This window comes from Gordonia oryzae (genome assembly GCF_003797185.1).
Lineage (GTDB): Bacteria > Actinomycetota > Actinomycetes > Mycobacteriales > Mycobacteriaceae > Gordonia > Gordonia oryzae.
This window is the reverse complement of record NZ_RKMH01000005.1, coordinates 270243-293520: the sequence shown is the minus strand read 5'-3', so window position 1 is coordinate 293520 and position 23278 is coordinate 270243. Positions and strand designations below refer to the sequence as shown.

Sequence of the window (23278 nt, the reverse complement as noted above, 5' to 3'; positions counted from 1 at the left end):
CACAAACCAGGAAAGCAAACCTGACAAAAACAAACCAAAAAACTGGCACAAAAAACTGCACACCACACCCCACAAAAAGAGCGCAATGCACAAACTCCAATGCCACAAAAAAATGGCACCAAACAATCCACCAATACACTATCGAGTTCTCAAAGAACACACACCCACCAACACCACCCCACACAAGAGGCGAACTTCAGTGAGTTGTCGTTCGGGATTCGCCACCCAATCGCGGGCAACTCGTCCAGAGTACCAGAACCTCACGCTTCGGCCAAATCCTGTCTGACCTCACCGCAGTTCCGGCTCACCGCGGTCTGCTGCCCTCAACTCCGTAGAAGCGAGGACATCGCGCAACCCCCCGATTCCTGTCGGCCCCGGGGGAGTTGCTCTCTGCGGTGCAACGAGAAAGTTACATGCGTTGGAACATCGCGTCAAATCCCCAGTTCAGGCGACGATACGTGCGCCCGCGAACGACTTCTTGCCACGCCGAACCACCAACCAACGACCGTGCAACAGATCCGAGTCGGCCGGCCGCCACTCCTCGTCGGAGATCTTCGCATTGTTCACGTACGCCCCGCCCTCGGCGACAGCGCGTCGTGCAGCTTTGTTGCTGTCGCACAGCTTGGTGTCGACCAACAGCTCGATGATGGTCGGCCGCGTTCTGGAGTAGTCGATCACCGTCGTCTCGCCGAGTGCTGCAGCCAGCGTCTGTTCGTCGAGATCGTCCAGATCCCCGCGCCCGAACAGGGCCTGACTGGCCAACTGAACGGCGGCGGTGTGCTCGGCGCCGTGGATCAGCGTGGTCATCTCTGCTGCGAGTCGCTTCTGCGCGAGTCTGAGATGCGGGGTCTCCTCCGTGGCGCGCTCGAGTTCGGCGATTTCCTCACGATTGAGAAAGGTGAACCACCTCAGGTAGCGCACGACGTCGGCGTCGGCGGTGTTGACGAAGTACTGGTACCACGCATACGGGCTGGTCAGCTCCGGATCGAGCCAGAGGCTACCGCCACCGGTGGACTTGCCGAACTTCTTCCCGTCGGATGAGGTCACCAGCGGTACGGTCAGCGCGTGGACCGCATCTCCGTCGACCCGTCGAACCAAATCGACACCGCCGATGATGTTGCCCCACTGATCTGACCCGCCGATCTGCAGCGAGCAGCCGTGCCGTCGATGCAGCTGGAGGTAGTCGTTGGACTGCAACAGGATGTAGCTGAACTCCGCGTAACTGATGCCGTCGGTCTCCAGGCGTCGTTTGACGGTCTCGCGCGCCAACATCACGTTCACCGAGAAGTGCTTGCCCAGGTCCCGGAGGAAGTCGACGACCGACATCGGCCCGGTCCAGTCGAGGTTGTTCACCAAAACCGCGCTGTTGGGCGCGTCGTCGATGGTGACGAACCGCCTCAGTTGCCCGCCGATCCGATCCGCCCACCCTTCGACGACGTCGGCGGCGTTCATGGAACGCTCCCCCACCTCGCGCGGGTCCCCGATGAGTCCGGTAGCGCCACCGGCGAGTACGAGAGGTCGGTGGCCGGCGAGCTGGAAGCGCCGCAACGTCAGCAGCGGCACGAGATGGCCGGCGTGCAGACTCGCCGCGGTCGGGTCGAAGCCGGCGTAGACAGTGATAGAACCGGCGTTCAACGCAGCACGAAGATCATCGAGATCGGTCGACTGCGCGATCAGACCACGCCATTCGAGCTCTTCGATAATTCCGCTGGTGGTCACTGCGTTCTCCGACGTCTGCGCATTCACCCGACGATCTTCCCACCCCGGGCCCCTAACGCGTCCTAGGGGCAGGCACAGGATGGCGGCGGTTCAGGACGCGCTGGTCAATGTAGCGTGCTCGGCCTCGTCGACGGCTCTCGCCTCATCGGCGAGCATCACGGGAATTCCGTCGGCATCAATACCGTAGGCCACGTGAAGGCGCGGGTTGTACAACTCGTCGCCTGCGTCGATCAGCGGGCCATGGTCTTGCGGACACACGAGTCGTTCCCGAACGATCGGATCGATGGCCTCGGCACGAGACGACATTCCGCTGATTCCCTTCGTTCGACGATCACACGAACCGTTTCGGCGATCTCCCCGCCCGTCAGCGTATCGTGCCGGTGGGCTGGCCCGCGTCCTCCGTCCCTGCCGCGCCGCTCCATGCGACCTTGGCCGCCGACGACCTTGTGTACCTGCGGTAACGCCCCTCGCCGTCGCGGTACCAAACCTTCGGGCCCGGCTGTGGTAGTCCCTCCCGGACGAACGCTGTCGCCATTGGGCGATACGAGTCCGATACCGGAATCTCGTGGACCACCCGGATCACATGGGGACGCTGCGGAGCCGGCAACTCACCGAGTGCGACCCGCAACTTGGTTACGGTCAGCGACTCCTCCCTCATCGAGGGTCTCAATGTCAGTGCCGCGATGGCCAGTTGCGCACCGGGATCACCCACGCTATAGGCGACGACCTGGTCGACACCGGGAACCCGGGACAACGCACTCTCGATCGGCGGGAGAAACAGGACTCCGTCTGTCGAGCGTACCGCGGAGTCTGCCGAACCCATGAACCACAGATCGCCGTCGGAATCGCGTCGGAACAGGTGACCGGAGACCTCCCAACGATCATTGCGGCTGAACACATCTCGCAGCACGGTCGAGGAAATGTCGAACCGATATCGGGTGCGCGCCAGCAGGAGCCCGACCTCCCCCGCATCGGCGCGCCGAACGAATCCGTTGGGCGCCACCTCAAGACGTGAATTCTCGATGTCAAAGGCGGCCACCTGAACCGGGTTCGTCTCCGGCAGTTCACGTCCCATCGACCCTGCTTGATCGCCGGCCACATTGGCCAGAATCGCCGAGCCGTCGGCGGTCGCGAAGAACTCGAGTACGCGCGCCCGCGGAAAGGCTGCCTGCACGTCCTCCCACAGTCCGACGGGCATCCCTGAACCGATGAACAACCGGATAGGATTGTGCTCGGCGATGTGGAAATTCTCCGACCGGACGATCTCGCGCATCATTGTCCACGTGTAGGAGACGACAGTGATGCCGTAGCGGCGAACCTCCACGGCAAAGGCCTCGGCATCGACACCGTTGGACAGCGCAATACGGGATCGCCCGACCACGGTGGCGCCGAGTGTAGTGAGCAGCCCTGACGCATGGTGCAGCGGCGGAAGGCAGTACACGGTGTCCCGATCGGTCAGACCGGCAGCCGACGCTGCCCCGAACGCCGACATCGCGAACCGATGGTTGGTGATAGGCCAGGTCGCCAGTTTGCCCTGTGACCTGGTGAAGAGGATGAACGCCAGATCGCCCGCCAACCCGGGATCAGCGCGGTACCACACCGGCATCTCGACCTCGTCGGGGTCGATCTGTTCCATGTCGACGATGCGGTGACCGTCAGCACTGTCGATCACCCGGGTGTCCCCACTGCCTCCACCCAGGATGAGCACTCGATCACAGTGCGACGCAGCGGTCTCCAGGTTCTTCGGGTCGGTGATCACCACGCCGCAGTCGGACAGACGCAACATCTCATCGATGTCGCCCTCGGGCGAGAGCATCACCGCAACCGCGCCCAGTCGCGACAGCGCCGCCACCACGACCAAGGCGCTGGGGCGGGTATCCATCAGCACTCCGATGCGCTGACCCGGACGAATCCCACACGACAGCAGACCGGCGACGACGTTGTCGATGCGCACGTTCACCTGCGCGTGGGTGAGCACCCGGTTCTCGAATAGGAAAAGTTCCTTCTGCGCGCCACGTTTGGCGTTCTCCGACATCAGCTTTCCCAGCGAGATCTGGGTCCCTGCCTGGATCTGGCCGAGTCGCAGGAGGCGGGGCACGGTGCGTACCGACTCCTGAGCGACGGCAATCGACGACCGCTGCAGCGATGAGGCGATGCCAATCAAGTCGCGGGAGACCCCGGCTCCGGCGTCGGCCACCGCACCGAGGCCGTGAGTGATCCGGGACGCCACGCTCACCCCCGACCCACTACCGGGCTCGGGAACCGTCATCGTCTCCAGCCCCTCGGGCTTGGGGCGCAGGCCGGACTGCCACCCGATCCACTCCGCGGTGATCGGCCACGTCTGGGCGCCGGAGGTACTGCCCACGACAAGTCCGAAATGTCCTACCGATACCCGTGATTCATAAACCTCGGCATCGGGGGCGGCGCGAACGATCCCCCGCACCGCGGCCGGCTGGCCGATGTCGTCGGCCTCGCCGACAAAAGCGAGAATGGGGCAGGTGATCTCGGCGAGAGTGACCAGTTCGCCGTTGATGACGAATCCACCGGACACCATGCGGTTGTGAACGACGAACTGTCGCAACAACTCCGCAATCGCCGGGCCGGACCATGCGACCCAGCCGTCGGATTCGAGGAAGCGCCGTTGATCTTCACGCGGGAGCAGGGCGTCGCGGTCGTGAAGCTGCCGCAGGAAGTCCAGTCGGCTGCGCGCGGTCTTGACCGGGTCGAGCATCTGGAATCCCAAACGCGCCAACCATCCGGGTACCCACAGGTGACTGACCACGCGATCGGCGAGGATCTCGGCACCGGGTACCACCAACCCGGCCGGCAGTCCGAGCGGTAAGCCGGCAAGCACGTCGACGGGGCTGCCGAAGGTGATCAGGCTCGCGATGCCCTTGCTACGTCGGTACGCGGCGGTCTGGTACGCGAACATCCCACCCTGTGAATACCCGGCGAGGTGAACGTCGTTTCCGGTGGCATCGATGATCAGGTCGATCGCCCGACTCGCCGCGACGACGTGGTCGGCCAGATCGCGTTCCAGCCCACCCTCGACGGTGTCGGGTGAACCGAAATCGATCACCCACGGCACAATCCCATGCCGATGCAGGATCGACACCGCCCCATTGTCTTCGGTGACGTCGTAGACGTTCGCCGAGACCATCATCGGCGGGATGAGCACCACGTTCGGGCCATCGGCGTCGTCGCCGGGGAAGTACCGCCGCAGCTTGAACATCTTCTCGGTCTCCACGACCGCGAAGGGCGCAGGCTGCGTGCCCGTCTCCAGACCGCCGAGACGCAGTACCTCGAGTCCGTTCTGTGCGGTTGCGACCACACGGCCGACCACCGCGCCCACATCCGGAATTCCGCCCACTCGACACCCCTCCTCAGTGGGTCCTCACTCTACCCACCCCATTCAGCGCACGGACCGCTATCGGCCAGTCCCGCCCCCGACGCGCCGACAACGGCGTCCGCACACTATCGGACCGGCACCCTGTCCAGCCAGAAAGTGCGCAATCGGGTGGTGTCCTCGGCCAACGCATCGAGCTGACGCCGCACCTGCCGCGGTGCGGTACCGCCGTGAGCATCTCGCGACTCGATCGAACCGCGGACGGTGAGAACCTCACGAACCTGCGGGGTGAGAGCCGGATCGATCGCCGCGAAGGCCGCGTCGTCGAGTTTGTCGAGCCCGACCCCCCGCTTCTCCGCCTCCCGAACACAGGCACCGGCGAGTTCGTGCGCAACCCGGAATGGAACACCTTGACGCACAAGCCATTCGGCAATATCGGTGGCGAGGGTGAATCCGGCGGGCGCAAGCTCGGCCATCCGCTCCTCGTGGAACTCCAAGGTACCCACGAGCCCGGCGATCGCCGGAAGCAACAACTCGAGCTGGGCGACCGCGTCGAACAGTGGCTCCTTGTCCTCCTGGAGATCTCGGTTATATGCCAGCGGTTGGGCCTTGAGGGTGGCCATGAGTCCGGTCAGGTCACCGATGATTCGCCCAGCCTTGCCGCGTGCGAGTTCGGCGACATCGGGGTTCTTCTTCTGCGGCATGATCGAACTACCGGTCGACCACGCATCCGACAACGTCACATAGCCAAATTCCGGTGTGCTCCAAATGATGATCTCTTCGGACAGGCGCGAGAGGTCGACGGCGATCATCGCGAAGACGAACGCGGCCTCGGCGGCGAAATCCCTCGCCGACGTCGCGTCGATCGAATTCTCGGCCGGCGCGTCAAAACCCAGTTCGGTGGCGATCGCGCCCGGATCGAGTCCGAGCGACGAACCGGCGAGGGCGCCGGAACCGTACGGCGACACTGCGGTCCGCCGATCGGCATCACGAAGGCGATCGATGTCACGGATCAGCGGCTGGGCGTGGGCGAGCAGATGGTGCGCCAGCAGGACCGGCTGCGCCGCCTGCAGGTGGGTCTTGCCGGGCATCACCGCTTCAGGATGCGCGGCAGCCTGCGTGGTGAGCGCGTCGACCACATCGAGAACCCCCAATGCAACCCGACTGATGGCCTCACGCAACCACATCCGAAACAGGGTGGCCACCTGGTCGTTGCGCGACCGGCCCGCTCGCAGCCGTCCGCCCAACTCCGCGCCCACCCGCTCGATCAATCCCCGCTCGAGGGCGCCGTGGACGTCCTCGTCCGACGGCGCCGGGCCGAAGGTGCCGTCGGAGACATCGGCGGCCAGACGATCCAGTCCGTCGAGCATCGCGGTGAGGTCGTCGTCGCCGAGCAGTCCGGCCGCGTTGAGGACTCGCGCATGCGCCTTGGATGCGCGAATGTCGAAGGGCGCCAACACCCAGTCGAACTGCGTGGACTTGCTCAGCGCCGCCATTGCCGCGGCCGGGCCGTCGACGAATCGGCCACCCCAGAGCGAACCCTCGTTGGTGCCTCCGGTCTTCTCACTCACCGATCAGATCCCGGCGCGCCGCGATCTTCGACGACAGACCGTGCAACTCGACGAATCCGCGTGCCGCGGACTGATCGAAGCTGTCGCCCTCGTCGTAGGTCGCGAGGTTGAAGTCGTACAGCGACTCAGGGCTGCGCCGACCGTTGACCGAGATGTGTCCGCCGTGCAAAGTCAGGCGAATGTCACCGCAGACGTGCTCCTGCGTCGACTCGACGAAGGAGTCCAGCGAACGCTTGAGCGGCGAAAACCACAGACCGTCGTAGACCAATTCGGCCCACTTCTGGTCGGTGCGACGCTTGAATCGTCCCAGTTCACGCTCCAGGGTGACGTGCTCGAGCTCCTCGTGCGCGGTGATGAGCACCATCGCACCCGGGGCCTCATAGATCTCGCGGCTCTTGATGCCCACGAGCCGGTCCTCGACGACGTCGAGACGTCCAACGCCCTGTGCCCCGGCACGGCGGTTGAGTTCCTCGACGGCTTCGAGCACGGTCACCGGCCTACCGTCGATGGCGATCGGGCGGCCCTTGTCGAAGGTGATGATGACCTCATCGGGCGAGGACCAGTTGAGCGTCGGGTCCTCGGTATAGGAGTACACGTCCTTGGTGGGCGCGTTCCAGAGATCCTCGAGGAACCCGGTCTCCACCGCACGGCCCCACACGTTCTGGTCGATCGAGAACGGGGACTTCTTGGTGACGTTGATCGGGATCGCATTCTCCTCCGCGAAGGCGATCGCCTTCTCCCGGGTCCAGGCGTAGTCGCGGACCGGGGCGATGACCTCAAGATCGGGTGCGAGCGAAGCGAATCCGACCTCGAAACGCACCTGATCGTTGCCCTTGCCGGTGCAGCCATGAGCGACGACGGTGCCGCCGTGGTCACGCGCCGCGGTCACCAGGTGCTTGGCGATCAGCGGCCGCGACAGCGCCGAGACCAGCGGATAGCGGTCCATGTACAAGGCATTGGAGGTGATCGCCGGCAGACAGTAGTCGTCGGCGAACTCGTTGCGTGCGTCGACGAGCACCGCCTCGACGGCACCGCAGTCGAGTGCTCGCTGACGCACGACCTCCATGTCCTCGCCGCCCTGACCGAGGTCGAGCGCGACCGCGACGACCTCCTTGCCGGTCTCCCGGCCGATCCAGCTGATGGCGACCGAGGTGTCCAGTCCGCCCGAGTATGCAAGTACGACGCGTTCGGCCATGTCTTCAGTGAACTCCTGTTTCGAATGTGCACATCCATTCTGGGATGCGCGGTTGGCTGACAGTGATCGGGGTCCGCCGAAGCGGACTCGCGGTGATCAGGGCTGGTTGTCGGGTCCCCTGCGACGTGCAGTTGTCACACGAGACCCTCGATTCGTCGGGCCATTTCCGCGCCGTCGACCGGATCACGGGCGCAGACGAAGATGGTGTCGTCGCCGGCGATGGTGCCGACCACGTCGGGCAGGCTCGCCCGATCGATCGCGCTCGCGAGATAGTGAGCCGCTCCCGGCGGTGTCCGCAACACCGCGAGGTTGCCGCTGGCGTCGGTGGAGACGAGCAGTTCCGACAGCAACCGGGAGAGCCGATCGGTCCCGCCGAACACCCCGCGTACCGGCGACCCGTCCTCGGGCACCACATAGACGCCGACGCCGCCGTCGGCGGCACGCAGTTTCACCGCGCCGAGTTCGTCGAGATCGCGGGAGATGGTGGCCTGGGTGGCGTCGATGCCGCGGGCGGAGAGCAGATGCTGCAACTCCGACTGGCTGCGTACCTGGTTCTTGGCGAGGATGTCGACGATCAGTGCGTGGCGGCCGGCCCTGGTGGAGGCCAGCCGCGTCTCGGGATGTTCGGGTCTGCTCGACGCCGTCATCGGTGCTCCAGCAACCAGATCAGCAGCGCCTTCTGTGCGTGGAGCCGGTTCTCGGCCTCATCGAACACCACACTCGCCGGACCGTCGATCACCTCGTCGGTGATCTCGTCGCCGCGATGAGCGGGCAGGCAGTGCAGCACAACGGCATCCGATGCCGCCTGGGCCAGCAGGTCGGCGTTGATCTGGTACGGCCGGAACGGGGCCTTGCGGTCTCTTCCGTCGTCCTCCTGCCCCATCGAGACCCAGGTGTCGGTGACCAGCACGTCGGCGCCGGCGACCGCGTGCACCGGATCCTCGATCACCTGGACCGACCCGCCGGTCAGCTGCGCACGTTTCTCGGTGTCAGCGATCACCGTGGGGTCCGGCGAAAAGCCCTCCGGCGCACTGATCGTCACATGCATCCCGGCGGTCACGCCGCCGAGCGCGAGCGAATGCGCCATGTTGTTCGCACCATCGCCGAGATAGGTCATCCGCAGTCCCGCGGCGGCTCCCTTGTGTTCGATGATCGTCTGCAGGTCGGCGAGGACCTGGCACGGATGGAAGCTGTCGGACAACGCGTTGATCACGGGAATTGTTGCGGTCGAGGCCATCTCGTCGAGACGATCCTGACCGAAGGTCCGCCAGACGATCGCGTCGACGAAGCGCGACAGCACCCGGCCGGTGTCGGCGAGCGATTCGTCACGACCGAGTTGGGTGGTCCGACCGTCGACGACGACGGCGTGTCCGCCGAGTTGGGCGATGCCCATCTCGAACGAGAACCTGGTGCGCGTCGAGTTCTTGTCGAAGATCACACCGACCCCGCGCGGGCCCTCCAACGGCCGACGTGCGTACGGGTCGCGCTTGACCTCCGCGGCGAGCGCGAGGACCTCGGCCTGCTCGTCGGGTGTCAGGTCGTCGTCCCGGAGGAAGTGGCGGGTCATGCCTTCTCCTTCGCATCGTGAGCTGCGGCATCGTGCGCTGCGGCATCGTGAGCTGCGGCATCGTGAGCTGCGGCATCGAGGAAACCCGGTAAGGCCGAGACGAACTCGCGACCCTGCTCCTCAGTGAGAATCAGCGGCGGCGCGAGGCGCACGACGTCGACCGCCGGTGCATTGATGAGAAAGCCGCCGCCACGCGCGGCGCTCTCAACCCGCGCGGCGATCGGCGCGGTGAGTGCGATCCCGAGTAGCAGACCGGACCCACGGACGTGGTCGATCAACGGATGCCCGAGATCCTCGACGCCGGTGGCGATCGCCTTACCGACCGCGGCGACATGGTCGAGCAACCCCTCGTCGTCGATCACCCGCAGCACCGCGAGTGCCGCCGCGGCGCTGACTGGATTCCCCCCGAAGGTGGTGCCGTGCTGACCGGGCGTGAACAGGTCGGCGGCGTCGCCGGTGGCGAGACACGCACCGATCGGCAGACCACCCCCGAGCCCCTTGGCCAGGGTCATCACATCCGGGACGACGCCCACCGCTTGGTGGGCGAAAAACGTTCCGGTGCGTGCGATTCCCGTCTGCACCTCGTCGAGGATCAGCAACGCGCCATGCTCGGACGTGATCCGCCGGGCATGCGCGAGGTAGTCCGCCGGCGGCACCACCACACCGGACTCGCCCAGGATCGGTTCGAGAATGACCGCAGCCGTTCGTTCCGACACCGCCGACTCGAGCGCCGCCACATCGCCATAGGGCACGAAGTCGACACCGCCAGGCATGGGCTCGAAGGGCGCGCGCTTGGCGGGCTGTCCGGTCATGGCCAGCGCACCCATCGTTCGACCGTGAAATGCTTTGTCGGCAGCGATGATCTGCGGTCGACCGGTACGCCGGGCGAGTTTGAACGCCGCCTCGTTGGCCTCGGTTCCGGAATTGCAGAAGAACACCCGACCGGGCTGCCCGAACTTGTCGAGCAGCCGTTCGGCCAGTTCGACGACGCGCTCGTTGATGTAGAGGTTCGATACGTGCCCGAGGGTTCCGAGCTGGTTCGCGACCGCGTCGATGATCGCGGGATGGGCGTGTCCGAGCGCGTTCACGGCGATTCCGCCGAGGAGGTCGAGGTAGCGGTTGCCGTCGGCATCCCACACGTGCGCGCCGGCGCCACGCTCGAGGGTGAGGGCGGGGGTGCCGTAGTTGTTCATCAGCGCGGTCGTCCACCGCTGCTGCCAGGGAGTGGTCATGAGGTCGTGGCCTTCGGATCAGGAGTGTCGGGGTGAGCTCGGGATGCCGGTTCGGTGACCGAACCGGCGCCGGTTCGGTACGGCACGACGGTGGTGCCCGCCGAACTCGATGTCAGCAGCTCGGCGAGCACCGCGTGCGGCACACGGCCGTCGATCACGTGCGCCGCGTCGACTCCGCCGGTCACCGCCCGCAGGCACGCCTCCATCTTGGGCACCATGCCGGAATCGAGGCGCGGCAACAGCGTCGCGACCTGCTCGACGTCGATCCGCGACACCAACGACCCCCGATCGGGCCAGTCGGTGTACAGCCCCTCGACGTCGGTCAGCATCACCAGCCGCGACGCACCGAGCGCTTCGGCGAGCGCGCCGGCGGCGGTATCGGCATTGATGTTGTGCACGACGCCGTCACGGTCCGGGGCGATCGTCGAGACCACCGGGATACGTCCGGCCGCAACGAGATCGAGCACCGCAGAGGTGTTCACCGACGTGATGTCACCCACCAGTCCGATGTCGGTGGCCACGCCGTCGACCATCACGGTCCGGCGTGTTGCGGTAAACAGGTGCGCATCCTCACCGGTCAGGCCGACGGCGTACGGACCGTGGGAGTTGATGAGTCCCACCAGTTCTCGCCCGACCTGACCGAACAACACCATCCGGGCGACGTCCATTACCTCGGGGGTGGTGACGCGGAACCCGCCGCGAAACTCCCCCGACAACCCCAGCCGCTGCAGCATCGCCGAGATCTGCGGACCGCCGCCGTGCACGACGATCGGGTGCATTCCGCAGGCACGCAGGAAGACCATGTCCGCGGCGAACGCACGCTTGAGCTCGTCGTCGACCATGGCGTTGCCGCCGTACTTGACCACCACGGTCGCACCGGCGAGTGCCTGCATCGCCGGTAGCGCCTCGGCGAGTACCTGCGCCTTGTCGAGGCCGACGTCCCTGCGATCGGTGCCCCGGGCATTCTCGGCCCCGGGATTCACTGCGTCGGGGCTCATGACGAGTAGGCCGAGTTCTCTTCGACGTAGGCATGCGACAGGTCGGTGGTGCGGATGGAACCGGACGACTCTCCGAGTCCCAGCTCGATGCGCACCGCGATGTCGGTGCCGGACAGGTCCACCTCACGAGCGCCGGGTGCGCCGGCACCGTCGATGCAGACGGCGTTGCCGTTGAACGACACCGAGATCCGGTCGGGATCGATGGTCACCGGCGCGATCCCCACTGCGGCGAGCACGCGACCCCAGTTGGGATCGGAGCCGAACAGGGCGGTCTTCACCAGCGAGTCACGCGCCACGGTCCGTGCGATGGTGATCGCGTCGTCCTCGGTACGCGCACCGGCGACGGTGATGGTGACGCGTTTGGTGACGCCCTCGGCGTCGGCCATCAGCTGTGCGGCCAGGTCGTCGCACACCGCCAGCACGGCGGCGTCGAGGTCTGCTTGATCGACCGGGATCTGGCTGGCCCCGGAACTGAGTAACAGCACGGTGTCGTTGGTCGAGGTGGCACCGTCAACGTCGAGTCGATCGAAGGTCAGCGCCGTGGCCCGCCGCAGGGCGGTGTCGAGTTGCTCGGCGGACGCGCGAGCGTCGGTGGTCAGCACGCACAGCATGGTGGCCAGTGACGGGGCGAGCATTCCCGCGCCCTTGCCCATGCCGCCGACGTTCCATCCCTGGGGGTGGTGCAGCGCAACCTGTTTGGGCACGGTGTCGGTGGTCATGATGGCGTAGGCCGCGTCGGTTCCCCCGGACAGGCCTCCCCCCATCTCGTGGACGATCTCGGTGACGCCGGCGAACACCTTGTCCATCGGCAGGCGGTCGCCGATCAACCCGGTGGAGCAGACGGCGACCTCGACCGCACCGGTCTCGGTGCCCCAGTTGCTCAGTGCCTCCGCAACAGCCTCCGCGGTGGCGTGGGTATCCTGGAATCCGCCCGGCCCGGTGCACGCATTGGCACCTCCGGAGTTGAGTATCACCGCACGCAGTCGGCCCGTGGTGAGTACCTGCTGCGACCACAGCACCGGCGCTGCCTTGACCTGGTTGCGGGTGAACACACCGGCTGCGGCGTAGTCGGGGCCCTCGTTGAAGACCAGTGCAAGATCCTCCTTGCCGGATGCCTTGATACCGGCCGCGATACCGGCAGCCCGGAAACCGAGCGGGGCGCTGACGCCCTGCTCCCGCACCAACCGCGGTGCGTCCAGCGGCGCACCGCCGGCGATGCGATCGTCGGCGTCGATCCGATCATCCGATGTGGTCACGGTGCCACCCCCACGGTACTCAAACCCTCGGTCTCGTCCCAGCCCAGCGCGAGATTCATCGACTGCACCGCAGCACCACCGGTGCCCTTGGTGAGGTTGTCGATCGCGCCGACCGCGACGAGAGTACCTGCGCGCTCGTCGACGGTCACCGCCAGCTGCACCGCATTGGATCCGATCACCGAACCGGTCGTCGGCAGGGCACCGGCCGGCAGCAGGTGCACGAAAGGTTCCTCCGCATAAGCCTTTTCATACACCGCGCGCACATCGTCAGAAGTCGCCGAGGTACGGGCGGTGCAGGTGGCCAGGATGCCCCGCGACATCGGGACCAGAACAGGGGTGAAGGACACGGTCACCGGCATGTCGGCGGCAGCCGAGAGTGCCTGCGCGATCTCCGGTGTGTGCCGGTGCACACCGCCGACGCCGTAGGCCCGTGCCGACCCGATCACCTCGGCGGCCAGCAGGTCGACCTTGGGCGTGCGCCCCGCACCGGAGGTCCCGCTGACGGCGACCACGGTGACCGCCGGCTCGATCAGCCCCGCGGCGACCGCCGGCAGCAGCGACAGGATCGAGACCGTCGGGTAGCAGCCCGGAACCGCGATACGACTGGCACCGGAGAGGACTTCGCGGTTACCCGGCAGCTCGGGCATGCCGTACGGCCAGGTGCCCGCGTGTTGTCCCCCGTAATACGCAGTCCAGTCGGCACTGTCGCGCAACCGGAAGTCGGCACCGCAGTCGATGATGAGCGTCGTGGGCGGAAGGGCATCCGCGATGGCTGCCGACGTCCCGTGCGGCAGGCCGAGGAAGACCACGTCGTGGCCTGCGAGGATCTCCGGCGTCGACTCCTGCAGCACGCGGTCGCCCAGCGGGAGCAGATGGGGATGAAGGGTGCCGAGCGTGCTGCCGGCGTTGCCACCCGCGGTCAGCGCGCCGATCTCCAGCTCACCCGAACGCAGTCGGGGGTGACCGCACAGAAGTCGCAGGATCTCACCGCCCGCGTAGCCGCTCGCACCGGCGACCGCCACCTTGATCGTCATGCAATCATTATGCATGGCGGTGCAAATCAATTCACACCGCCCCTGGTGGCCTCACCGCGACCGCGCGCAGACGTGGCCCTCACGCGATCAGCGCAAGCGCGCCCCGAGTCGTTCGCTCGCGGTTTCCACCGCCGCAAGTTTGGCGTTGCTCGCCTCGTCCTCGGTGAGCGTACGGTCCGCCGCGCGGAAGCGCAGCGCAAAGGTCAGCGACTTGTGTCCGTCGCCGACCTGGGCGCCGGTGAAGACGTCGAACAGCTCGATCGCCTCGAGGAGATCCCCGGCACCGTCGCGCAACGCCTTCTCGACCTCGGCTGCGGGCACCGCCTCGCCGACCACCACCGCGACATCCTGCAATACGGCCGGGAACACACTGATACTCGGCGCCGGCAGGTTCGCTGTCAGCGGCAGCGCATCGATGTCGATCTCCACCGCACACAGCCGTTTGGGGAGCCCGGCGCGTTCGAGGACCGCGGGATGTAGTTCACCTGCGTATCCGACGGTCGTCCCGTTCACGGTCACTCGAGCGCAGCGGCCGGGATGCCAGGGTCGATGATCGTCGGCCGACAACTCCACCGTCACGCCGGCGGCGCGGCCGATCGTGCGAGCCGCCTCGAAGGCGTCGAGATGATCCGCCGCGCGGCCCTGGCCCCACGGGCCCGCCGGGTCACGCAGCCCCGTCAGGACCGCGGCCACGTGCAGCGGCTGGTGCGGCAGCGAGGCATCGAGTGCGGCGATCTGCTTGTCGGTCGGGCGCCGGGTCACATCGACTGCCCCGACCGGAACGACGTTGTCTCCGGCGATCACGACCTGCCCCACGGTGAACAACGAGAGGTCACGCTGACCACGAGAGATGTTGCGCGCAGCCATTTCCAGCAGACCGGGCAACAGGGTCGTGTTGAGTTCCGGCCGATCGGACTCCAACGGATTGAGCACCTTCACCGTGCGTCGTCGCTCGTCGTCGGCCGGGAGATCCCACTGGTCGAAGATGCCGGCCGGCATGAACGGGTACGGCAGCACCTCGACGAAACCGTCGAGCGCGAGTGTCCGCCCGATGCCGCGGCGCCGGCGCTGGGCGGGGGTCAGACCGGTCCCCGCGGGCGCGGTGGGCGGGACTGCCGGGATGTCCTCGAGACCCTCGAGCCGCAACACCTCCTCGACGAGGTCGGCGCGCTGACGCAGATCGGGCCGCCACGACGGGGGGATCACCTCGAGCGGGTCGGTGCCGGTGACTGTGCAGCCAACCTCGGCGAGTCGGGCCGCGGTGGTTCCGGGTGCATAGGTCACCCCGGCGGTGCGGTCGGGTTCGTCGGCGGCGATCGACATCGGCTGCGGTGCATCGACATGTACGCGAAGGTCCGACAGCGGGGAGGCGATCGCACCGCCGGCGAGTTGCACGATGAGCGTCGAACCACGATCCGAGGCGACCGCGGTGATCTCGGGGTCGACGGTACGCTCGAACCGTTTGGTGGCCTCCGAGGTCAGCTTGTGGCGCTTACCGGTCCGGAACACCCGAACCGGATCGAAGGTGGCCGACTCCAGCAGAACCCGGGTGGTCCCCGACCCGACCTCGGTGTCGGCGCCGCCCATCAACCCGGCCAGGGCGATCGGACCACTGTCGTCGGCGATCACGACGTCCTCTGGATCGAGTGTGCGCACCACGCCGTCGAGGGTGGTGAGCTTCTCCCCCGCCGCCGCGGTGCGCACGGTGACAGTTCCGGTGAGCTTGTCGGCGTCGAACGCGTGCAACGGCTGACCAAGTTCGAGCATCACGTAATTGGTGACATCGACGATCGCCGAGATCGGCCGCACCCCGGCCACCATCAGGCGCTTCTGCATCCACCACGGCGAGACGGCGGCCGCATCGACCCCGGTGATCAGGCGCGCGGTGTAGCGGGTGGCGGCGGACCCCGGTTCGATGGCCACCGGCCACGGATCACCGCCGGCGACGAGCGCCTCACCGGGCAGGCCCGGATCGATGAAGGGCACCGAAAAACTGCTTGCGAGTTCACGTCCGAGCCCGCGGACGGAGAAGGCGTAGCCACGGTCGGGGGTGACGTTGACGTCGATGGCGGTGTCGTCGAGTCCGAGGACTGCACGCGCATCAGCACCCGGCTCGGCGGTATCCGGTGCGAGTACGAGGATGCCGCTGTGGTCGGTGCCGATCCCCAATTCGGAGACCGAGCAGATCATTCCGTCGGAGATGCGCCCATAGGTCTTGCGCGAGGCGATCTCGAACGGACCCGGCAACACGGCACCGGGCAATGCCGCCACGATGAGGTCACCCTCGGCGAAGTTGCGTGCACCGCACACGATTCCACGAGGCTCGGCTTCACCGACCGCGACGGTGCAGAAGCGGATGGGCTTTTTGAATTCGGTCAGTTCCTCGATCGTCTCCACCCGGCCGATGACCAGGGGGCCGGTGATCGTCGGGAAGACGTCGATGTCCTCGATCTCGAAACCGACACGCACGAATGCCGCGTCGATCTCCTCAGCGGTCGCCGACCAGGTCGGGTCGCCGGCTCGCAACACCTCGGTGTACCAGGACTGTGGGGCACGCACGTCAATCAGCTACTTTCGATCGTTTGCGGTGTCGGGCGGCGAGCTCAGATCGCAGGGCCGAACGGCAGGGAGAAGCGGACGTCACCTTCGACCATGTCGCGCATATCGGAGATGTCATTGCGGAACTGCAAGGTACGTTCCAGGCCCATCCCGAACGCGAATCCTGAGTAGACATCGGGATCGATTCCGCTGGCGCGCAACACATTCGGGTTCACCATCCCGCACCCTCCCCACTCCACCCATCCCGGGCCGCCCTTCTTGGCGGGGAACCATACGTCGACCTCGGCGGACGGTTCGGTGAACGGGAAGTAGCTCGCTCTCATACGCGTCGTTGTCTCCGGGCCGAACAGTGCCCGAGCAAAGACCTCGAGGGTGCCACGCAGATTGGCCAGCGTCAGACCCTTGTCGACGGCGAGACCCTCGATCTGGTGGAACACCGGCGTGTGGGTGGCGTCGAGCTCGTCGGTCCGGAAGGTGCGCCCCGGACATGCGACGTAGATCGGGACGTCGCGGGTGAGCATCGACCGCACCTGGACCGGCGAGGTGTGAGTGCGCAGCACCTGTCGCGACCCCTCGGGTGCGATGTAGAACGTGTCCTGCATCGAGCGCGCGGGGTGGTCGGGCAGGAAGTTCAGGGCGTCGAAGTTATGGTGCTCGGTCTCGACCTCCGGCCCTTCGGCGATCTCCCAGCCCATCGCGACGAAGACATCGGCGACCTGCTCGGAGATGACCGTGATCGGGTGACGCGCTCCGAGGGGTCGTCGTCGACTGGGCAGGGTCACGTCAACCGACTCGGCGACCAGGACGGCCGCGTCTCGCTGGGCCTCGAGCTGGGCGGTCCGCGCGTCCAAAGCGGCCGCCACCCGACCGCGAACCTCGTTGACGGACTTGCCCGCAGCTGACCGCTCATCCTTCGGCAGGCTGCCGAGCGCGCGCCGGGCCAGTGCGATCGGTGACCGGTCACCGAGGTGCGCGGTCTTCGCGAGCGCAAGCGCATCAAGATCGTCCGCCGCCTCGAACGCCGACACCGCGGCGGACGCGGCGGCGTCGAGTTCCGATGGTTCCGGGAACCGCAGGTCCTCGGAACCCTTGTCGGCGGGGCGGTCGGCTGAGCTGGCCACGGGTGGTGATCTCCTCGGTGTTGTCACGTCCGGATTGTCACGTCTGGCGAATCACACATGCGCGACGGCGGACATCGAGATCCCAGACTAGTCGACCCGCTGTGGACGCACCGGCACAGGTCGCCGCGTCCACCGTGCGCCCGACCCCCTGCTCGGGAATATCGGAAACACGGTCGGACTCGACCGGGCGCCGAAGCGCGGTCTCAGTCCGACGACGCCGACCGACGACGCTGGATGCGAGCCGCCGCATAAAGGCAGATCGCGCTGGCCGCAGCAAGATTGAGGCTTTCGGCTTCACCGTGAATCGGAATGGCGATGCGGTGGTCGGCGTCGGCGAGCAGGGTGTCGGGCAATCCGTGGGCCTCGTTGCCGAACAGCCACGCAACCTGGCCGGTGAACACGTCGTCGGCGTCGTCGAGACTCAGTTCACCGTCGGCCGCGGTGGCCAGGGTGAGGATGCCGCCGGCGCGTAGTGCGCTCAGCGCGGCTGTCGTGTCCGATTCGCGCACCACCGGGATGTGAAACACACTTCCCGCGCTCGCGCGGACCGCCTTCCCGTTGTGCGGGTCGACGGCGTCACCGAGCAGGACGACCGCATCGGCGCCCATCGCGTCGGCACATCGGATCAGGGTGCCGACGTTGCCGGGCTCACGAGGCTCGACCGCGACGGCGAGCAGCCGGGGTGATCCGGCGAGGACCTCGTCCAGATCGACGGTGAGGAGATCACATTCGGCGAACACCCCCGGCGCCGTGGTGGTCTCGGCCAGTTTGGCCGCGGCACGGTCGGACAGTCGGTGCACCGGCACCCGATGTGCTCGCGCCCGATCAAGAAGCTCACCGAAGCGTTGTTCGGCGTCGTCTCGGACCAGCACCGAACGGGCGCGGTCGGTCGCCAGCGCGGCGTAGACGGCGTTGGCGCCCTCGACGAGAAACCGCTTCTCGGTGCGGCGTGCGGCAGTGCGATGCAGCTTCGCCAACGACACGACCCGCGACGAGCGTTCAGAGAGAACGTCCGTCACGGGTCGTGTGTTGTCGGTCTGAACCAACTCGAACTACGTGGCGATCAGGCAGCCGGCGCGTTGACGTCGGCGGGCAGCGCCTTACGCGCGACCTCGACGAGACCGGTGAATGCCTCCGGGTCGGTGACGGCGATGTCGGCGAGCACCTTGCGGTCGACCTCGACACCCGCGGCCTTGAGTCCCTGGATGAAGCGGTTGTAGGTGATGTCGTTGGCGCGAGCCGCGGCGTTGATGCGCGCAATCCACAGCTTGCGGAACTCACCCTTGCGGGCGCGACGGTCCCGGTAGGCGTAGGTCAGCGAGTGGAGCTGCTGCTCCTTGGCCTTGCGGTACAGGCGCGAACGCTGACCGCGGTATCCCTTGGAGGCCTCCAGGGTCGTCCGACGCTTCTTCTGGGCGTTGACAGCCCTTTTCACGCGTGCCATTTGTCAATCCTCTTCTCGGTGGTGGTCAGGGCGTCAGCGGTTGAGCAGGCGCTTGATGCGCGGTGCGTCGTTCTCGCTCACAACGGTCGTGCCGTCGAGACGACGGGTACGACGGGAGGGCTTGTGCTCCAGCAGGTGGCGACGGTTGGCCTTCTGGCGCACGATCTTGCCGCTGCCGGTCACCTTGAAGCGCTTCGCGGTGCCCTTGTGGGTCTTGCTCTTCGGCATGTGTCTTCCTTCGTTACGGCGAACTCCAGCAGCGCCCGCTCCGGCGGGCGCGCTGGGTTCGCGATGGTCTGTCCGTACGCCGACGCCGGGGCAGTCGACGCCGGTGTCGACTAGCTCGTGGCGTCGGCGCTGTCGTCGTCGGCCTGCCGTGGCGGGCGTTGCGACTGCTGTTGCGCCTTGACGCGGGTCTTCGCTCCCTTGTGCGGGGCGAGGACCATCGTCATGTTCCGTCCGTCCTGCTTGGCCGAGGTCTCGATGAACCCGTACTCGGCAACGTCGTTGCCCAGACGCTGCAGGAGCCGGAATCCGAGCTCGGGTCGCGACTGCTCGCGTCCACGGAACATGATGGTGACCTTCACCTTGGACCCGTCCTTCAAGAACCGGATGACGTGACCCTTCTTGGTCTCGTAATCGTGGTCGTCGATCTTCGGGCGGAGCTTCTGCTCCTTGATGACGGTCATCTGCTGGTTACGACGCGCCTCGCGCTGCTTCTGGGCGGCTTCGTATTTGAACTTGCCGTAGTCCATGATCTTGCACACCGGCGGGCGGGCGTCGGGTGCGACCTCGACCAGATCCAGATCGGCCTCGTAGGCCAGGCGGAGCGCATCTTCAACACGCACGATGCCCACCTGCTCCGAATTCGGTCCGACGAGTCGGACCTCCGGTACGCGGATGCGCTCGTTGATGCGGGTCTCAGTGCTGATGGGGCCTCCTTGATAATTCCGAACAGGTCGGCCGCCGCGATGAGTCGGGCGCAGGAGGAGAAGGCCTCAGCAAAAAAGCCCCGGCGATGATCTTCGAGAGATCATCGGCAGGGCTCCAACGCCGACCGGTCCACGCGAATACGCTCGGCGTATCCCACCCACGCAGCCATGCGGCTGACCTGGGCCTTGGGGACCGGACCGTACAACTGCGCTAATGGCGCGTCGTAGCGGTGGGAGCCTGACTCCACTTGCAACCCCGGCGAACCGGGGCGGTCGTGCTATGGAAGTCTAGCAGTCATGACCGGAAACACCTATTCGCCCTCCGCCGATGCCGCAGGTGACGGGGCTGCCGACGGGACGAGAGGTAACGGACCGACCGAGTCGAACGCTTCCATTGCCGCCGCTGACAACATCCGCGACCTGGCTGACATTCCGGCGATCGAAGTCATCACCAAGGCCATCGTGATGCTCATGAGCGCGTCGGCGGAGAAACTGGGACTCGCCGAGGGCGCTGCGGAGTCCGACGTGGACCTCGACGAGGCCCGGCGGCTCATCCACGCACTCGCCGGACTGGTCGACGCTTCACGCGCCGACCTCGGCATCCACGCCGCACCCATCCGCGACGGACTCAAGCAGCTGCAGCTCGCATTCCGCGAGGCGAGCGCATACCCGGACGAGCCCGGCGAAGGACCGGGCGAGAAGTACACCGGACCGGTGCGCGACCGCCGGCGCTGAGACCGCGTCGCGTTCGGCTCATCGTGCGCCACCGACCCCAACCGGTTACGCCGACTCACACCGCACTCGTCAGTCGGATGTCGATGAAGGCCTCGATCGAGGTGACCGGGACGTCGACATCGGCGGCATCGGCGAGCACCGCTCGATACCCGAGGATCACGCCGTCACCTTCGAGTCGCCTGACGCGGGAAGCCGCAGCGTTGGTACTCAGGCCCACGACTCGACCGATGTGACTGAACGATGCTCGGCCATCGGTGGCAAGAATGCCGAGAATCTGTCTGTCGATGTCGTCCATACAGAAAATTGTGCACTCCGCTGCTCAATCTCTCCTCTGCGTCCGTCCGGCGCCTCAGGGTCAACGGCATGAGCGAGGTGGCGAGTGCGATGGGTATGGGTCTTCTGGCCGGGCTCGGCGTGGCGATGCCGCTCGGGGCGATCGGGATTCTGTTGATCCACGAAGGTGTCAGCGCGGGCATTCGCCACGGACTGCCTGCGGCTGTCGGGGTCGCCTCGGTGGACGGTCTCTACGCGCTCGCGTCGGTCGTCGTCGGAAACATCGTGGCACCGGAGGTCCGCCGACTCGGTGCGCTCCCCGAGGTGCTCGGCGGAGTGGTTCTCATCGTCATCGCGGTGGTGGGCATCCGACGTCGATCCCCGACAGCGACGACGGCGTTGCCGAATCGGCGGATCCGAACCGGCCGCCGATTCCTGGTGTTCTTCGGCTTGACCGCGATCAACCCGGCGACCTTCGTCTACTTCTCTGCAGTGGCGGTCTCCATCGGTCCGCTGCCTCACGTGGCGCGGATCGCATTTGTCGTCGGGGTCATCGCGGCCTCGCTGAGTTGGCAGTCCGGACTGGTGACCGTAGGTGCGCTACTCGGATCCAGAGTGGGTTCTCGACTCCGGCGTGGCCTGACGATCATGGGGTATGTCGTCGTCGGTGTCCTGGGCGCTGTGTTGGCCGTGGCGGGTATGGCTCACCCATGATCGCGGGGCCAAGAGCCCGGCGCAGCCGGAGGTCGCATGCCACCACCGCATCCACGGCGGTGCCGGCATCGGCCGCGACCTTCCCTGCGGAAGTGACAATCGCCGAATGTGCGGCCGGCAGGTCGTAGCCGCCGCCCGTTCTGCCGGCAGCACTCGCCATCGCCACCGGCGACCGACACGCCTCGGCAATCCGAGCCGCGCGGCGCCGTTGTTCGTCCAACTCCCACCGATGGTGGACGACGCCACACGCGTACAGATCGATGCCGATCGCGGCCGTGTCGGCGACGTGCGCTGCCACCCCGGTGTCGCGGCAGATACCGAGCCCGACCTGCCATCCCTGCACCGCGATGGCACAAGGCCCCGGCCCGGCCGCGAAGTGCGGACGCTCGTCCGCTCCGAGGAAGCACTTCCGATACACCACCGATGTCGTCGTCGCATCGATGCGAAGGAAAGCAATATATCGCTGCCCGTTCTCGCTGATCGGCGCGCCGATCAGCGCCGTGCACCCACTTTCGTGGCACGCGGCGGCGATCACCCCGAGTTCGGTCGCGTCGACGGCAACATCGCGTGCGTCGAGGTGATACCCGGTCAGAGACAGTTCGGGAAAAACGATCAGGTCGGCGCCTGTACGCCGGATCAAGCCGGCGTGACGACGCGCACTGTCCCTCAGTGACGACGAACCGTCTCCCGGCTGCGCCACCGCGACGCGCAGAACCGAGCCGTCAACCGCCATCTTCTCAGTGTGAGGCGTTCGGCGCCTGTCCGCACACCGTCGCCGGTGCCGGTTCGTTCGTCACCGCTCGGCAAGCGCATACAGGCGTCCCCCGGGCACGCATAGGGTGGAAGTCATGACGGAATCTGGCGAGTCGGCATCCTCCCCCAACGGGCACGGTGGACCCGACGACGAGATCATCGACGCCGAGGTGGTCGTACCTCCCACGACGCCCGGACAGTTCGGCGGCACGCCGTCGATCCCAGACCCCGACTACACCGAATCCGGCGTTCCCGCATTCGATTTCGTGCGCGACAAGATCGAGAATCGGATCGCGACGGCGATCGGGTCACAAGAGCTGGCCGAAGGGACCCCCGAAGGTCAGCAGGTGGACGAGATGATGCGCAAGCGCGATGAGGCCGCGAAGAGACGACTTGAGGAGATCCGGAAGTCGATGGGTGGGTGACGCGATCACACCTCCGCTCCACGCGGTGATGCGAGAGATGTTCACGCGAATGGTGGAGGCCAAGAACATCTCGATGGTGGACAAGTACTACGACCGAGATTTCATCCTCGTCGCCAATGGCCAGACGCAGGACTACGACGCCTTCCACGCCGGCCATGCCCACGTCTGTTCGACGCCCATCACCTACGCTGGGCGCTACGACGACGAGGATGGGTCGACGACTCCGATCACCTTGCCGGGCGTCTCTGGATCACGACGAAAACGTCCCGACAAAACTGCCGCTGACATCGAAGTGATGTTCGTCGCAACATCCCGAGGTCGACGCATCCACCGCCTGTGGGAGTTGACCTGGCCGGATCGGAGTTCGATGAAGGCCTTCGACAACAACGTCTGACCGCCAGCGC

Annotated in this window: 23 protein-coding genes; 4 read left to right on the top strand and 19 right to left on the bottom strand. The window is 66.4% G+C overall.

Annotated elements, in window-relative coordinates:
* Positions 1-444 precede the first annotated feature (444 nt).
* The 17 genes from tyrS to infC all read right to left on the bottom strand — a co-directional run bounded on the left by tyrS (position 445) and on the right by infC (position 20028).
* Complete coding sequence (tyrS, locus tag EF294_RS08720) at positions 445-1746, bottom strand: tyrosine--tRNA ligase (protein ID WP_123928263.1); 1302 nt, start codon at positions 1744-1746, stop codon at positions 445-447.
* Positions 1747-1809: 63 nt separating this feature from the next.
* A complete protein-coding gene (locus tag EF294_RS08715) occupies positions 1810-2025 on the bottom strand; it encodes a Trm112 family protein (protein WP_123928260.1) in 216 nt (71 codons plus the stop codon).
* A 58-nt stretch (positions 2026-2083) separates the two neighbouring features.
* Positions 2084-5089: an AMP-binding protein gene (locus EF294_RS08710; RefSeq protein ID WP_246007760.1), complete on the bottom strand. Its 3006-nt coding sequence runs from the start codon at positions 5087-5089 to the stop codon at positions 2084-2086.
* Positions 5090-5193: 104 nt separating this feature from the next.
* Positions 5194-6636: an argininosuccinate lyase gene (gene argH / locus EF294_RS08705; RefSeq protein ID WP_123928257.1), complete on the bottom strand. Its 1443-nt coding sequence runs from the start codon at positions 6634-6636 to the stop codon at positions 5194-5196.
* On the bottom strand, positions 6629-7831 hold the full coding sequence (locus EF294_RS08700; protein WP_123928254.1) for an argininosuccinate synthase: 1203 nt from the start codon (positions 7829-7831) through the stop codon (positions 6629-6631). The genes argH and EF294_RS08700 overlap by 8 nt, the downstream gene beginning before the upstream one ends.
* Before the next feature lie 134 nt (positions 7832-7965).
* Positions 7966-8478, bottom strand: a complete 513-nt coding sequence (locus EF294_RS08695; protein ID WP_123928251.1) for an arginine repressor — start codon at positions 8476-8478, stop codon at positions 7966-7968.
* Positions 8475-9398, bottom strand: a complete 924-nt coding sequence (gene argF / locus EF294_RS08690; protein WP_123928248.1) for an ornithine carbamoyltransferase — start codon at positions 9396-9398, stop codon at positions 8475-8477. Before argF ends, EF294_RS08695 begins: the two co-directional genes overlap by 4 nt.
* Complete coding sequence (locus tag EF294_RS08685) at positions 9395-10630, bottom strand: acetylornithine transaminase (protein ID WP_123928245.1); 1236 nt, start codon at positions 10628-10630, stop codon at positions 9395-9397. Before EF294_RS08685 ends, argF begins: the two co-directional genes overlap by 4 nt.
* Positions 10627-11628, bottom strand: coding sequence for an acetylglutamate kinase (gene argB, locus EF294_RS08680; RefSeq protein ID WP_123928242.1), 1002 nt, complete (start codon positions 11626-11628; stop codon positions 10627-10629). The genes EF294_RS08685 and argB overlap by 4 nt, the downstream gene beginning before the upstream one ends.
* Complete coding sequence (gene argJ, locus EF294_RS08675) at positions 11625-12884, bottom strand: bifunctional glutamate N-acetyltransferase/amino-acid acetyltransferase ArgJ (protein WP_123928239.1); 1260 nt, start codon at positions 12882-12884, stop codon at positions 11625-11627. The genes argB and argJ overlap by 4 nt, the downstream gene beginning before the upstream one ends.
* Entirely contained in the window at positions 12881-13918 is a 1038-nt protein-coding gene (gene argC, locus EF294_RS08670) for an N-acetyl-gamma-glutamyl-phosphate reductase (protein WP_123928236.1), read from the bottom strand. The genes argJ and argC overlap by 4 nt, the downstream gene beginning before the upstream one ends.
* Positions 13919-14005: 87 nt before the next feature.
* Positions 14006-16477, bottom strand: a complete 2472-nt coding sequence (gene pheT / locus EF294_RS08665; RefSeq protein WP_123928233.1) for a phenylalanine--tRNA ligase subunit beta — start codon at positions 16475-16477, stop codon at positions 14006-14008.
* Between the two features lie 44 nt (positions 16478-16521).
* Positions 16522-17598 carry a phenylalanine--tRNA ligase subunit alpha gene (gene pheS / locus EF294_RS08660; protein ID WP_123928230.1) on the bottom strand — a complete coding sequence of 359 codons (1077 nt, stop codon included), beginning with the start codon at positions 17596-17598 and terminating at the stop codon, positions 16522-16524.
* A gap of 203 nt (positions 17599-17801) precedes the next feature.
* Positions 17802-18617: a TrmH family RNA methyltransferase gene (locus EF294_RS08655; RefSeq protein WP_123928228.1), complete on the bottom strand. Its 816-nt coding sequence runs from the start codon at positions 18615-18617 to the stop codon at positions 17802-17804.
* A gap of 44 nt (positions 18618-18661) precedes the next feature.
* Positions 18662-19042 (bottom strand): 50S ribosomal protein L20, encoded by a 381-nt coding sequence (gene rplT / locus EF294_RS08650; protein ID WP_006371198.1) that lies wholly within the window; start codon positions 19040-19042, stop codon positions 18662-18664.
* 33 nt (positions 19043-19075) lie between these two features.
* Positions 19076-19270 (bottom strand): 50S ribosomal protein L35, encoded by a 195-nt coding sequence (rpmI, locus tag EF294_RS08645; RefSeq protein WP_006371199.1) that lies wholly within the window; start codon positions 19268-19270, stop codon positions 19076-19078.
* A 110-nt stretch (positions 19271-19380) separates the two neighbouring features.
* Positions 19381-20028 carry a translation initiation factor IF-3 gene (infC, locus tag EF294_RS08640; RefSeq protein WP_123928225.1) on the bottom strand — a complete coding sequence of 216 codons (648 nt, stop codon included), beginning with the start codon at positions 20026-20028 and terminating at the stop codon, positions 19381-19383.
* A 243-nt stretch (positions 20029-20271) separates the two neighbouring features.
* Between infC and EF294_RS08635 the strand changes: the two genes are divergently transcribed.
* Complete coding sequence (locus tag EF294_RS08635; RefSeq protein ID WP_123928222.1) at positions 20272-20709, top strand: DUF1844 domain-containing protein; 438 nt, start codon at positions 20272-20274, stop codon at positions 20707-20709.
* A gap of 55 nt (positions 20710-20764) precedes the next feature.
* Here EF294_RS08635 and EF294_RS08630 read toward each other — a convergent pair whose 3' ends face one another.
* On the bottom strand, positions 20765-21004 hold the full coding sequence (locus EF294_RS08630) for an Lrp/AsnC family transcriptional regulator (RefSeq protein WP_246007759.1): 240 nt from the start codon (positions 21002-21004) through the stop codon (positions 20765-20767).
* A 68-nt stretch (positions 21005-21072) separates the two neighbouring features.
* Between EF294_RS08630 and EF294_RS08625 the strand changes: the two genes are divergently transcribed.
* The gene (locus EF294_RS08625; protein WP_123928219.1) at positions 21073-21696 is read left to right on the top strand and encodes a LysE family transporter; all 624 of its coding nucleotides are present in this window, start codon (positions 21073-21075) and stop codon (positions 21694-21696) included.
* Here the strand turns inward: EF294_RS08625 and EF294_RS08620 are convergent.
* Positions 21629-22429 carry a carbon-nitrogen hydrolase family protein gene (locus EF294_RS08620; protein WP_123928215.1) on the bottom strand — a complete coding sequence of 267 codons (801 nt, stop codon included), beginning with the start codon at positions 22427-22429 and terminating at the stop codon, positions 21629-21631. The two genes, EF294_RS08625 and EF294_RS08620, sit on opposite strands and share 68 nt — an antisense overlap.
* 115 nt (positions 22430-22544) lie before the next feature.
* On the opposite strand from EF294_RS08620, the gene EF294_RS08615 reads away from it, so the two are divergent.
* A complete protein-coding gene (locus EF294_RS08615; RefSeq protein ID WP_123928213.1) occupies positions 22545-22874 on the top strand; it encodes a PspA/IM30 family protein in 330 nt (109 codons plus the stop codon).
* A 37-nt stretch (positions 22875-22911) separates the two neighbouring features.
* On the top strand, positions 22912-23268 hold the full coding sequence (locus EF294_RS08610) for a nuclear transport factor 2 family protein (protein WP_246007758.1): 357 nt from the start codon (positions 22912-22914) through the stop codon (positions 23266-23268).
* Positions 23269-23278: the final 10 nt, after the last annotated feature.

What these genes read in the sequence shown, in the direction of transcription:
- EF294_RS08715 (WP_123928260.1), bottom strand. Translation starts at nt 2,025, where the DNA reads ATGTCGTCTCGTGCCGAGGCCATCGATCCGATCGTTCGGGAACGACTC.
- EF294_RS08700 (WP_123928254.1), bottom strand. Translation starts at nt 7,831, where the DNA reads ATGGCCGAACGCGTCGTACTTGCATACTCGGGCGGACTGGACACCTCG.
- EF294_RS08695 (WP_123928251.1), bottom strand. Translation starts at nt 8,478, where the DNA reads ATGACGGCGTCGAGCAGACCCGAACATCCCGAGACGCGGCTGGCCTCC.
- argF (WP_123928248.1), bottom strand. Translation starts at nt 9,398, where the DNA reads ATGACCCGCCACTTCCTCCGGGACGACGACCTGACACCCGACGAGCAG.
- EF294_RS08685 (WP_123928245.1), bottom strand. Translation starts at nt 10,630, where the DNA reads ATGACCACTCCCTGGCAGCAGCGGTGGACGACCGCGCTGATGAACAAC.
- argB (WP_123928242.1), bottom strand. Translation starts at nt 11,628, where the DNA reads ATGAGCCCCGACGCAGTGAATCCCGGGGCCGAGAATGCCCGGGGCACC.
- argC (WP_123928236.1), bottom strand. Translation starts at nt 13,918, where the DNA reads ATGACGATCAAGGTGGCGGTCGCCGGTGCGAGCGGCTACGCGGGCGGT.
- rplT (WP_006371198.1), bottom strand. Translation starts at nt 19,042, where the DNA reads ATGGCACGCGTGAAAAGGGCTGTCAACGCCCAGAAGAAGCGTCGGACG.
- rpmI (WP_006371199.1), bottom strand. Translation starts at nt 19,270, where the DNA reads ATGCCGAAGAGCAAGACCCACAAGGGCACCGCGAAGCGCTTCAAGGTG.
- EF294_RS08635 (WP_123928222.1), top strand. Translation starts at nt 20,272, where the DNA reads ATGACCGGAAACACCTATTCGCCCTCCGCCGATGCCGCAGGTGACGGG.
- EF294_RS08630 (WP_246007759.1), bottom strand. Translation starts at nt 21,004, where the DNA reads ATGGACGACATCGACAGACAGATTCTCGGCATTCTTGCCACCGATGGC.
- EF294_RS08625 (WP_123928219.1), top strand. Translation starts at nt 21,073, where the DNA reads ATGAGCGAGGTGGCGAGTGCGATGGGTATGGGTCTTCTGGCCGGGCTC.
- EF294_RS08620 (WP_123928215.1), bottom strand. Translation starts at nt 22,429, where the DNA reads ATGGCGGTTGACGGCTCGGTTCTGCGCGTCGCGGTGGCGCAGCCGGGA.
- EF294_RS08615 (WP_123928213.1), top strand. Translation starts at nt 22,545, where the DNA reads ATGACGGAATCTGGCGAGTCGGCATCCTCCCCCAACGGGCACGGTGGA.
- EF294_RS08610 (WP_246007758.1), top strand. Translation starts at nt 22,912, where the DNA reads ATGTTCACGCGAATGGTGGAGGCCAAGAACATCTCGATGGTGGACAAG.